Origin of the sequence: Mesorhizobium sp. M0051, from assembly GCF_040323235.1 — a bacterium.
Classification (GTDB): domain Bacteria; phylum Pseudomonadota; class Alphaproteobacteria; order Rhizobiales; family Rhizobiaceae; genus Mesorhizobium.
In genome coordinates this window covers 1-11,713 of sequence record NZ_JAMYUT010000064.1, presented here as the reverse complement: position 1 = coordinate 11,713, position 11,713 = coordinate 1, and the positions used below count along the sequence as shown (strand labels likewise).

Sequence of the window (11,713 nt, the reverse complement as noted above, 5' to 3'; positions counted from 1 at the left end):
TCACGCTGACGGCGACGGTGACGGACGGCGACGGCGACAAGGCCTCGCAGGCGCTCAACCTCGGCAGCCTGCTGACCATCAACGACGACGGCCCGACGATCGGGCTGAGCGGGACGACGCACGCGCTGACGGTCGACGAGAGCTTCCTGACGGCTGCGACCAATGGCGGCATCAACGGCTCGGGCCAGGCGCCTGCCGGCTCGACGCATGCGGAAGCAACCTTCAGTGACGCCTTCACGGTGGCGACGGGCGCCGATGGCGGCACGACCAGCTATGCGCTGAGCGTGGCGGGCGGGTCCTCCGGCCTGGTCGACACGGCGAGCGGACTGGCGGTGATCCTGTCGGTCAACGCCAGCGGCGTGGTCGAAGGCCATGCCGGCGCCGGCGGCGCGCTGGTGTTCACGGTGAGCGTGGACGCCAACGGCAAGGTGTCGTTCGATCTCGACCGGGCGGTGCATGAGGACGGCGCCAGCAACACGCCGAACGACGGCACCAGCCTGTCGAACCTGATCACGCTGACGGCGACGGTGACGGACGGCGACGGCGACAAGGCCTCGCAGGGGCTCAACCTCGGCAGCCTGCTGACCATCAACGACGACGGCCCTTCGGCCATATCCCCGGCCTCCGCGGTCGTCTCAAACGGAGCAGGAGCGCCCGTCTCATTCGACCTCGATATCGATGGGATACTTACCAACAACTACGGCGCGGACGGTGGAACTGTCATCTTCCCGACATCGCTCGACGGCACGGCGAGCGGGCTGACCTCCAACGGCGTTTCGATCGTGTACGACGTCTCAGCAGACGGCCACACGCTCACGGGTCTGGCCGGCTTAACGTCCGTATTTGTCATTACACTCAACCCGGCGACCGCTTCCTACTCCGTCGACATGAACGGAACCGTGGACAGCGTAACCCATGTCGACTTTAGCTCGGCGGGATACAACTTCGTCGGCGGAAACGGTGCCTGGGCTGGTTTCATTCCGAGCACAGAAACCGTCAGCTCGCCGATCGACAACAACAGCTCCGACCTGCTCATAACCCCCGAGGTCAATGGGGTGCGCACCAGCACGATCAATGCTAGCGCGATTTCGGGTGGTGTTGGCTCTGGCAGTTCCGTCGGTTTGGACGGTGGCCTTCCGGAAAGCATGAGAGTGGATTTCGTGACGGACCTGCGCGGCGATCCGGCAGGGTCGGGCGGCTACAGCGACGCCGCCAATCGCGATCACGTGTTCGATGGCCACTACACAGTTAACGGTTCGACGGCCACATTCACGGCCACCAACGGGTCGACGATCAGGATCACGGCCTCCGATGATCCGGACGGAGACAACATCGTCGGTGGCGGCAGCATAGACCACATCAATTCGGTCATCATCGGCTACAATGGCGTCTTCCAGACCATAACAGCCACCGCTTCCCTCGAGAACTACACCATCAACGGCCACGTCTATACGGTACAGCTGAATGTGGATGGCAGCGTCAATGTAGGTGGCGTCTACGGCACTGCCGGCGCAGGTGCGATCGGCACGGAGATCGCGGTCTTCACTAACGACGGCTACAACAGCGTCGAATACACCTATGTTTCGGGCGATACTTTCAAGGTTGGAGATTTCGGCGCGGCCGTCGCTACACATACGCCAGTCAGCTTCGATATTCCGGTCAGCGTTGTTGACGGCGATGGCGACATTGCCGGCGGCACGATCGGCATCACCTTGAGTCCGACGGGAGGAGCCATTCAGGATCACTCGTCGGATCTGGCCGGAGACCCTCACTCGTATACGTCGACGTTGGCCGAACCTCATATCATTGGTTCGGACTTCAACGACACGTTGAACGGCGACGGCGGCAATAACGTACTCTACGGCGGCGCTGGTGCCGATACGATCAACGGCGGCGCTGGCAACGACCTTCTCATCGGCGGTTCCGGCCAGGACACCATGACCGGCGGTACGGGCGCCGATACGTTCAAGCTCGACGGTTTGGACATCAAGGACTTGATCACTGACTACAATGGTGCACAAGGCGACAAGATCGACCTGTCATCCCTGTTCGAAACAGCACTAGGGGGCAATATCGCGGATTTCGTGAAATACGATTCGGGAACACACACCCTCAGCGTCGATACCAATGGTACAACCGGCGGCGCCAATTTCGTCGACGTCGCCGTCTTGCAGAACGCACCTGTCGCCGGCACCATCAATCTGATTTATGACGACACGGCACACACACAACACACAGCCACGATCTAACGGCATGGCGCACGACCACGCCACTATGTTATACACCGCTAATATCGAGGGGAGTTCATCATGAGACATTCTGCAAGACTGCTGGTTTCCGCTGCGACGCTGTTGCTGGCAGTCGGGTCGACGAGCTTTGCCGCCGACATCATCGAAGGTCCGACGGTCGACTATTGCCGTACCGTCGGCACGTCCAACCTGGTGCTGACCGACAACATCGTCGACCTCAGGGTGCAAGTGGTGAAGCTGATGGACGAGTCGGTGGCCGCCGCCAACAGCTCGGAGTGGATCAACTCGTCCCGGCCCGTCTTCGTCTGGGCGTCGGAGGCCAAGGTCGCTTGCGGCATGGCCTACGGCTACCTGAAGACGAACTACAAGGACGAAGACACGCTCAACAAATGCGAGTGTTTTCACGATCGCATGGTCGAGTACATGCACTGACCGGATAGGCGAAGCCACGCCTGTTGGCCGTCATGACAGCCGACGGATCATTTTTGGGCGCGATCGCCGGCGCGGTCGCGTTGATCGGCCTTGGCCAGGCTGTCACGCCGGCCCGCGCCAACTGGCTGGAACGACCTTCGGTGGAACAGTCCTCCGATCCGGTGCGACCGGTGCACTGTGAGGCGGCCACGCAGTGGACCCGGCAGACATTCAAGGCGTTTGCCAGCTGCCAGGCATCGATCTATGGCCTGGAGCCGCTGCTGGCGCATGCCGTCATGGAGATCGAAAGCGGGTTCGATCCCGACGTGCAGGGCGCCGATGGCGAAGTCGGCCTGATGCAGGTGATGCCGGCGACCGCCAGGATGCTCGGCTTTAGAGGCTCTCTGGACGATTTGAACGCACCGGCGACCAACATCGCGCTGGGGGTCAGATATCTTGCGCAGGCCAACAGGCTCGCCGCGGGCGATCTGTGCACCACCGTCATGAAATATCGCGCCGGCCACAATGAAAGCCGGTTCTCGGCCCTGTCAGTCCACTACTGTCAGCGTGCGCGGGCAATCCTGGCAAGGGACGGCATCGACGTAACCGGCCCGCTACCAGTGGCATCCTTCGGCTTTTCCGCATTTTCGCCAAGTGGCGGAGCTGCTGCCCAGGGAAAAAATGTGTGCGTGCGCCGTGTGTTCGTGCCCGGGCCGCGATACATGAAATGCGCCGACTACCGGAGTGCCGGGCAGGCACGACAGATCAAGGCGCTCAGAGCCAGGCTTTTCGGCGGTTAAAAGAAATGCAGACGGCACGGCAAGTCCGCCGTAACATGACTCGAGGGCCAGACCGGGAAGCCGGCGGCAAATAGGGGTGGAGTATTCATGGAAGCTGGCCGACGGGTCCACTGTCCACGGACATGGGCAATCGCCCTTGCGCTCGCCGTCATGGTGTCGGGCTGCCAATCGAAAGATCGCGTTTCCGAAGCGCTCGATCCGGCGGCGGTTGCCGTACCTGCCGGGCAGAATGGCGCCGCTGTTGCCGTACCTGCCGGGCAGAAGGGCGCCGCTGTTGCCGTGCCTGCTGGGCAAAATGGCGCCGCTGTTGCCGGTCCAGTCCAGGCGACCCAGTCGCTGGGCACCGGTCCGACGAAGATCACCATGCTGCTGCCTCTGTCCGCCGCCGGAACGGCAGGGGAAAACGGCAGGAAGATGCTCGACGCCACCAAGCTGGCGATGACGGATATCGGCAATGGACTGCTTACGCTGACGGTAGAGGACACCAGAGGCGACAGCACATTGGCCAGCAAACTGGCTATAACCGCCATAACGACGGGGTCGAAGGCCGTCATCGGCCCGACCGAACTGCCGGCAGCCCAGCATATTGCCACGCTGTCTGGATCGACGCGGCCACCGGTCCTGGCGCTTGCCGATAATTTCGCCGGCGGCGCCGGGGTTTATGCCGTGCCGCTTGGCGAAGCGGACAGCGCTGCGGCGGGCGCCGCGGGACTGGCTGCGAAAGGCAGCAAGAAGTTCGTACTGCTTGTCGCAGCAGGCCAAAACGCCGGCGCTATCGAAAAGCGCGTCGCAAACAGCCTCAGCATCTACGGCGCGACGCTGGCGGTCACCGTCCCGTATTCGGCCGGCGACGGTGGCGCGAAGGCGGTCGACGATATGGGCTCGCTGGTGGAAGCTCCCGACGCCGTCATCGTTGCCAGCGGCGATGGCAGTCCGTCGGCCATCCTTGCCGCCCTCAAATCAAAGGGCATTCCGGGGAAGAAAATCTCCGTCGTCGGGACGAACCGTTGGCTCGACCGTCCCATGGATCCGCTGTTCGAGGGCGCCTATATCGCCACGCTCGATCCGCGCGAAACCGGGCCGATCGCCGACCGTTTCAGGACCGCATACAACTATCCGGCCGACGTCAATGTGGCCTACGCCTATGACATGGTTGCCCTGACCGCGGGGATTGCCAGCGCGGTCGGGCCTGAAGGCTTCAGCAAGAAAATTCTCGAAAATCCAAACGGGTTTCGTGGATCGACTGGCCTGTTCCGGTTTCGGGCCGACGGATCCAGCGAGCGATCGATGCCGTTCTATCGGATTGAAAAAGGTGCTCTCAAGCTGGTTGCAAAATCGACGTCGGGTTTCTGATCGGCGAGAAACCTTGAGAACCTGTTCGGGCTGATGGGCGGGTTTGTCCGCAGCCGCCAGGCGATCGGGCTCGGAAGCCTGCTGCTTCTGGCCGGCATCCTGCTGATCGGCCGGGCCGGGGCTTTGCTTTCGGTCGACCGGCCTGTCCTGGCGCCTTCGCAGGACGACGCGCAGCCAATCCGACCGGCTGCGGCCGTTACCGACGCACAACGCCGAGAGCCGGCGCGCACGGTTGCTCAGGACCTCATCGCGCCGCCACGGCTCGATCCCGCGGAGATCGAACGGGTCGAGCCCCGTCCGCCGCTCAGCGAGCTCGGGCTCGCCGTGCCCCCGAAAACGCCGATGCCCGGGGACTGGCGGGAGGTTTTGCTCTACCGCCCGATTGCGACATCGTCGGCGATGTTCGAATCCATGGGCCGGAAGGTGATCATCAGCGGCGTGCAAGGCATCGACCTCGAGAGATCCTGCTCGTTTCACGACGTCACCTGGCCCTGCGGCCAGCGCGCACGCGCCGCCTTCAATTCCTGGCTGAGGGGACGCGCGTTGAAATGTTTCGTGCCGCCGGACGTCGAGCGTTTTGCCATCGCCGCACCGTGCAGCCTGGGCAAGCAGGATGTCGGCGCCTGGCTTGTCTCCAATGGCTGGGCCACGGCGCTGCCGAACGGCATCTACGGCAAGGCGGAGGCGACAGCCAGGGGTGCGGAGATGGGCATGTTTGGCCCAGCGCAATAGCCGGCCATTCAACCCCTGATACTTGGTTTGTTAACCGTCACGGGCGAAGCTTTCCCCAGGATCAAGCCATTTCGTCCGCAGCCTTTCATGGGGTCATCGCGCAATCGATTAAATTGCAAGGTTCCTTGAAACTGAAATTGCAACACACCGGCCTTATTACCAGCCCATCCACAGGAGATCGGCCAGTGACAAAGATATCGGCGAGCAGCACCGCCCAGGCATGGAAAGGCGTCGTTTGGCTGACCTTTCTGGGAACCACGGGAATCCTGGCCCTTTCCGTCGGCCTCAACTATCTGCTGCTGTTCTCGGAGGCGCTGACGCCATTTGGGCGCAGTATGATCACGGCAATCCTGTTGCCTGTTATCCTCGGCGTTCCGCTTTTTCTGTTCGTCGGATTGAAGCAGATCGAGATCCGTCACTATCGCCGGGAACTCGACAAGTCGGCAACTTTCGACACCATGACCGGCTGCCTGAACGGAGCGGTGTTCACATCGATGGTCGAACGAAGAACAGCAAGGCCATCGTCGCCGGGGCCGAGATCCGGCGCCTTCCTGGTCATCCATTCGGAACAGCTGCGGTCCATCAACCTGCGCTTTGGCCTTGAATGGGGCGACGAGGCCTTGCGGCTGGTGGCCTCGACCATACGATCGTCGGTGCGCGCGGAGGACTTGGTTGGACGTATAGGGGCCTCGATGTTCGGGGTCTTCCTCTCAGGCGCCACCGAGGCGGAAGCCAGCGAAATCGGCGAGCGTATCCGGTCGCGCATCGCGCAAGTCTATTTCGCACCAAAAGGAACCGAGGATGCGCTGAGCGTCAAGGTCGGCGGCGTGGTGTTCGAAGACGAGGTGGAGTTCGCGGACATGTTCCGGTCCGTCGAGCAGCGCATGGCCGCCGTCCAGGACGGAGCCGCGTTCGAACTGACGCATCTCCACAGCTGACCGCCGGGCACCGGGCGCCATCCAGTCCGGGATCGGCTTCTTATCTCGCCTGCAAGGAAGCCGTTGGGCGACCTATGGCTACTTTACTTTTCCCGCATCGCGCGGCGGAAGTTCTGCGTGATCGGCTCGGCGAGGTAAGAAAGCACGGTGCGAGCACCCGTTCGGATCATGGCCTCGCTCGACATGCCGGGCAGCAGCTTGCGGCCCTCCAGCTTGGCGAGTTCGCTCTTGTCGATCAACACGGTCGCGGCGAAATAGGGTGCCCCGCTGCGCTCCTCCACCATGCGGTCAGCCGACACGATCTCCACGACGCCCTCGAGCGGCGGCAGGTTGTAGCGGGCGAAGGCCGGGAAGCTGACGTGCGCGGACTGTCCGGGGGCGATCGTCTCGACATCCTCTGGTTTGACCATAGCCTCGACCACGAGTTGCTGTCCGAGCGGCACGATCGTCATCAATGTCTCACCGGGTTTAACGACACCGCCTGCCGTATGGACCTTCAGATCCATGACGATGCCGTCAACCGGTGCGACGACATTGGTGCGGTTAAGCACGTCCTTGGCGGAGCGCTCCTGCTGTCCGAGGTCGAACAACTCCGCCTCGATCTTGCTCAACTCATCGACGGCCTCGTTCAGCCGCACCGTGTCGAGGTTCAAGACTTGCATGTCGATCTCGGCCATGGCGCTTCTGGCACGAGCGATTGCCGCGACGTTGGTGGCGCGCTCCCCCTCCATCGCCCGCTGTTGTCGTCTGAGCAACAGGTTCCGCTCGCGGGTGGTCAGCCCCTTCGCGAGCAGGCTCTCAAGATCTTTGCTTTCACCCTCGATCGCCTCGATCTGCTTGTCCTCGGTGACGATGAGCTCCTGCAGCCCCGTTACCTCATCCTCTGTCTGGTGACGGCGCTGGCTGAGAATTTCCCGCTCGTCCGTCAAATTGTGGTGCTTTGCCGCGAACACGTCACGCTGTGCGGCCACCGAGTCCTTCACGGCCTTGGCGGGGTTTGCGAGCAGCGCCGGATCGAACTCGATGTCGGCCATGCCGTCGCGCTCAGCCCTGAGACGCGCAGCCAGCGCTTCACGCGTTGCTATCCGGTTCTGTAGCAGGTCAAGCTGCGCCTTTGCCTGTGTGTCATCGAGGCGGACGAGGATCTTGCCCGCCTTGACGATATCACCGTTGGCGGCGTTCAACTCCGCGATGATGCCGCCCTCGAGATGCTGGATGAGCTTGCGGTCGCCGGCGACCTTGACAATGCCCGGTGCCACCGCGGCGCTGTCCAGCGGTGCCAGGGCCGCCCAGCCCCCGGCCACGCCGAAGAACAGGAACATGATCGCGAACCCGGTGAACTTCACGCCGGCCAGACGCAGGGGTACCGGTTCCAGGAGGGAGGGCGGCGCGACGGGTAATGGCACGACGTTCAATGCTGGGGAACGGCTCATGCTTCCTTGACCTCTTTGCTGTCGTCGACTTCCTTGACTTCCTTGACCACTTCGAGGGTTGGCAGCTGGGCTGCCTTTGGCATCTGGGTGACCTTGCGAGCGCGGTTGGCGAGTTCGCTGAACACGGCATCGCGCGGCCCGAACAGGTCCTGTGCGCCGTGGCTAAGCACCAACACCTTGTCGACTTTTTCCAAAATGCTTGGCCGGTGCGAGATCAGGATCAGCGTCGTACCTGCCGCCTTGAGCCCGCCGATGACTGTCGCCAGTGCTTGCTCTCCCTCGTGGTCGAGATTGGAGTTAGGCTCGTCGAGGATAAGGAACGCCGGGTCGCCGTAGAGTGCCCGCGCCAGCCCGATGCGCTGGCGTTGCCCACCGGACAGTGCCGCGCCACCTTCACCGATCTCGGTGGCGTAGCCCTTCGGCAACCCCTTGATCAGTTCGTGGACGCCGGCCAACTGCGCGGCCTTGACCACATTGTTGAAGACCGCCGGGTTGAGCGACGCGAAACGGGCGATGTTCTCGGAGACGGTGCCGGCGAAAAGCTCGATGTCCTGTGGCAAATAGCCGACGTGTCGACCCCTGTCCTCGGCCGCCCATTCGACAATGCTCATGCCGTCAAGCAAGGCACGCCCTCCGGTCGGACGCCAGGCACCGGCAAGGATTCGCGCCAGGCTTGTCTTGCCGGCGCCGCTCGGGCCGATCAACGCCATCGCTTCGCCAGGCTTGAGCTGGAAGCTGACGCCCTTCAGGATCGGTTCGCCGCCCTGACGGGCAAGCACAAGGTTGTCGGCCTCAAACCTGCCTTTGGGTCGTGGCAGTGGCAGAACAGGCGTCGCCTCCTGGCGCTGTCCGGCGACCGCGGTGAGACGCCGGTAAGCGGCACGCGCTCCGACCGTCGCCTTCCAAGTGGCGATCGCTTGCTCGACAGGGGCCAACGCACGGCCCATCAAGATCGAGGCGGAGATCATGATGCCGGGTGAAGCCTCGTTGCGAAGGACCAGATAAGCGCCGAGGCCGAGGATGGCCATCTGCAGGGCCAGCCGGTGGCAACGTGCGATGGCCGCAATGACGCCGCCCCGGTTGGCGGCAAGAACCTGTCCTTTGTTTGCCTCGTCCTGATGCGCCTTCCAACCCTCCAGCAGGGGCTTCAGCATGCCCATCGCCTGGACGACTTCAGCGTTGCGGATCGCTGCCTCTGCCTGTGTGTATGCCCGCGACTGAGCGCTTGCGGCCTCGGTCAACGGTTTGCGGCTGATGTACTCGTTCAGCAAAGCGAGTGCGAACAGCACGAGCCCGCCGCAGAGTGCCAGCCAGCCCAGCCAAGGGTGCATGAAGAATATGGCGGCGAAGAAGATCGGTGCCCAAGGCGCGTCGAGGATTGGGAAGATGCTCGGGCTGGTCAAGAAATTCCGCACCTGGTCGAGGTCGCGCAGTGGTCGCGCATTGATCTGGCCTGGGGCAGAAGCGGCGTATTCCACCGATGCGGTCAGGAGAACTGGGCCCAACCGTGCGTTCATCCATGACCCGACCTTGGCCAACAGACGCCCGCGTACCACTTCCAGCCCCGCGAGCGTCGCGAGTGCCATCGCCGCCATCAGCGACAGCATCACCAGCGTCTCCACGCTATGGCTGCCGAGTACGCGGTGGTAGACCTGAAGCATATAGAACGCCCCGGTCAGCATCAGCACGTTGATGCCGCCGCTGAACCAGACAAGCGGCCGGATGGCGCGTTTGGCCTCTTTCATCACCACCTGCAGGGCAGGGGGCTGTTGCTTGGTTTTCATCATTTTATCTCGCGAGATGACATCTTGAGCAAGAGATCGCAACGGGACCAGCGTTAGCTGGCCCCGTTGGTCAAGTATCAGGTGACGTCAACAAGTATGTGCTGCAACAACGGCGACGTAGGCGTCGTGTCGCCGTCCGCGTCCGCCACCTGGAAGGCGAAGTCGAGGTGCGCGTCCGGTGTCGTGGTCTGCGTCGAGGTAAAGCCGATGTCGGTGATCTTCAAGACGTCCTGCTCATTGCCGAAGGAAGCGGCGGTAAAGCTTTGGAGGTTAGCCAAACTGCTGCCACCATTGCCTCCGACCCCACCGTTCAGGTTGATACCAGACCCCGTCAGCCCGTTCGCGGACTGCATGATCTGGATGCCCTGAATCTGGTAAGTCTCGCTGCCGAAGTTGTAGTCATTGTGCTCGACAACCAGCAATGCGTCGTTGTTGTCGAGCGTGAAATCGCTGCTGTAAGGGGCAGGGACCTGTCCCATCCTGAAGAGGTCACCGTTGTCGACGGTGATGGCCCGCGTAATCTCGTGCCCGTTGGCGTCCTTGAGGTCGAGGATCAGGATAAGGTCCTCGCTGGTCCCGACACCGTCGAACTTGATGGCGACTGCGGAGGCAACCGTCGTCGGGTCGGTAGCCTCGGTCTGGATACCGACGTTGGTGTTGAAGAACCGCAACGTGAGCAGTTCGCCTTGCTGGATCGTGTCACCGGCGACGCCGTTGGTGCCCTGCGTCGCAGACACCCACGTTTCATGGTTGTTGCTCACCATCTCGTGAGTAGGAGTGCCGTCGAACACGGTGTCAGTGGATTTCGCTTCGCCATCGACGGTCAAGCTGAACGGATTGGCTTTGTTGATCGCGTTGGCCGTGAACTGCACGTAGAAGCCTTCGTTGACACCCGTCGTGCCCGGATCATCCGCCTGCAACTGCTCCACCACGATCGGCGGGTGGCCCGAGTTGCTCGTGGGCACCTTGGACAGGAACTCACTGGTGTGAAGAATGTCGAAGCTGAAGCCTTCGAGTGGGTCGGTCAGGTTGATGGTGTAGGTGTTGCCAACCTTGTCGAATATGAGGGTACCGCCCGCCGTGCCGATCTGGGTGCTATCCGCTGGGTCCTTGTGATAGGTGAAGGTGAAGTCGAACGTCGCGAAGTCGGAGTCCTCCGACGCGAGCGTGACGTTCGAGGTGATGAGAGTGCCTCCGCCGCCGCCGATGATCGTGCCGCTGAGTCCGATCTGGACTTTAGGAGCCACGAGGTCCTGGTCGACAAAGTCAGAGCCGCCGCCAGCATAGAACGATGCCGGGTGAGCATCCGCGCCGATGTCGTAGCCGAAAGTTCCGGAAGCCGTTGCACCGGCCGTGTTAGCCAGGGTTTCGTTCTGGGTGCCCGGGGTAACTGGGTCACCGTCGAACGGGTGCGTGATCGTCGGGCCATCGTCCTTGAAGATGAGGTTTGTGCCGATGTTGAGGGCGGCCGACTGGTGGTCACCGTCCTTGTCGGTGATGGTGGCGGTGAGCACGACCAGATTGTCCGCGTTCAGGGTCTTGCTGTCGTCGGGGTTGCTGGCGTCCGGATGGACCACCGCCCGGATCTGATCGAGGGTGACGTCGCCCGCGGCGTTGACGGAGACCGTGAACACGAGGTCGTTGGTGCCGGCGGTGCGGCCTTCAAGTACGAGGCCATTGAGCGAGAGGACGACCGCCTCACCGGTTAGCGTATCGACCAGCCCGGTTACGCCGGCATTGAAGCTAAGCGCATAGGTGATCGTGCCGGCCCCGTCGGCGCCGTAGGCCGAGCTGAAGTTGGCCACAAAGTTCTGCGTGGCGTCAGGCCCCAGTACGGTCTCGTCGACGGTCAGCGTCGGCTCCGCGCCGATTGTCGAAATGCTCGGGCCATCGTCCTTGAAGTTGAGGTTCTGGCCGATGTTGAGGGCGGCCGATTGATGGTCACCGTCCTTGTCGGTGATGGTCGCGGTGAGCTTGACCAAGTCGTCCGCAGCCAGGCTCTTGCTGTCGTCG

At 62.6% G+C, this 11,713-nt stretch carries 9 protein-coding genes; 6 read left to right on the top strand and 3 right to left on the bottom strand.

Translation table 11 applies throughout. The features are described 5' to 3' along the window. The 6 genes from NKJ90_RS32695 to NKJ90_RS32670 form a co-directional block, all read left to right on the top strand. The coding region (locus NKJ90_RS32695) for a DUF5801 repeats-in-toxin domain-containing protein (RefSeq protein WP_352487715.1) at positions 1 to 2,249 on the top strand (2,249 nt) is incomplete at its 5' end. Positions 2,250 to 2,309: 60 nt separating this feature from the next. After that, a complete protein-coding gene (locus tag NKJ90_RS32690; RefSeq protein WP_023760614.1) occupies positions 2,310 to 2,681 on the top strand; it encodes a hypothetical protein in 372 nt (123 codons plus the stop codon). Between the two features lie 32 nt (positions 2,682 to 2,713). Beyond that, positions 2,714 to 3,460 (top strand): lytic transglycosylase domain-containing protein, encoded by a 747-nt coding sequence (locus NKJ90_RS32685; RefSeq protein ID WP_023760615.1) that lies wholly within the window; start codon positions 2,714 to 2,716, stop codon positions 3,458 to 3,460. A gap of 87 nt (positions 3,461 to 3,547) precedes the next feature. Beyond that, the gene (locus tag NKJ90_RS32680) at positions 3,548 to 4,813 is read left to right on the top strand and encodes a type 1 periplasmic-binding domain-containing protein (protein WP_023760616.1); all 1,266 of its coding nucleotides are present in this window, start codon (positions 3,548 to 3,550) and stop codon (positions 4,811 to 4,813) included. Positions 4,814 to 4,846: 33 nt separating this feature from the next. Next, positions 4,847 to 5,545, top strand: a complete 699-nt coding sequence (locus tag NKJ90_RS32675; protein WP_023760617.1) for a thermonuclease family protein — start codon at positions 4,847 to 4,849, stop codon at positions 5,543 to 5,545. A gap of 185 nt (positions 5,546 to 5,730) precedes the next feature. Continuing rightward, entirely contained in the window at positions 5,731 to 6,483 is a 753-nt protein-coding gene (locus NKJ90_RS32670; protein WP_023760618.1) for a GGDEF domain-containing protein, read from the top strand. A gap of 83 nt (positions 6,484 to 6,566) precedes the next feature. Here NKJ90_RS32670 and NKJ90_RS32665 read toward each other — a convergent pair whose 3' ends face one another. From NKJ90_RS32665 to NKJ90_RS32655, 3 genes are all read right to left on the bottom strand, one after another. Then, positions 6,567 to 7,916: an HlyD family type I secretion periplasmic adaptor subunit gene (locus tag NKJ90_RS32665; RefSeq protein WP_023760619.1), complete on the bottom strand. Its 1,350-nt coding sequence runs from the start codon at positions 7,914 to 7,916 to the stop codon at positions 6,567 to 6,569. Further along, positions 7,913 to 9,700, bottom strand: coding sequence for a type I secretion system permease/ATPase (locus NKJ90_RS32660; protein ID WP_023760620.1), 1,788 nt, complete (start codon positions 9,698 to 9,700; stop codon positions 7,913 to 7,915). The genes NKJ90_RS32665 and NKJ90_RS32660 overlap by 4 nt, the downstream gene beginning before the upstream one ends. A 77-nt stretch (positions 9,701 to 9,777) precedes the next feature. Then, a partial coding sequence (locus tag NKJ90_RS32655; protein WP_352487714.1) for a DUF5801 repeats-in-toxin domain-containing protein occupies positions 9,778 to 11,713 on the bottom strand: 1,936 nt, incomplete at its 5' end.

Coding starts and splice junctions, on each gene's coding strand:
- NKJ90_RS32680 (WP_023760616.1), top strand. CDS start 3,548: ATGGAAGCTGGCCGACGGGTCCACTGTCCACGGACATGGGCAATCGCC.
- NKJ90_RS32665 (WP_023760619.1), bottom strand. CDS start 7,916: ATGAGCCGTTCCCCAGCATTGAACGTCGTGCCATTACCCGTCGCGCCG.
- NKJ90_RS32675 (WP_023760617.1), top strand. CDS start 4,847: ATGGGCGGGTTTGTCCGCAGCCGCCAGGCGATCGGGCTCGGAAGCCTG.
- NKJ90_RS32690 (WP_023760614.1), top strand. CDS start 2,310: ATGAGACATTCTGCAAGACTGCTGGTTTCCGCTGCGACGCTGTTGCTG.
- NKJ90_RS32685 (WP_023760615.1), top strand. CDS start 2,714: ATGACAGCCGACGGATCATTTTTGGGCGCGATCGCCGGCGCGGTCGCG.
- NKJ90_RS32660 (WP_023760620.1), bottom strand. CDS start 9,700: ATGAAAACCAAGCAACAGCCCCCTGCCCTGCAGGTGGTGATGAAAGAG.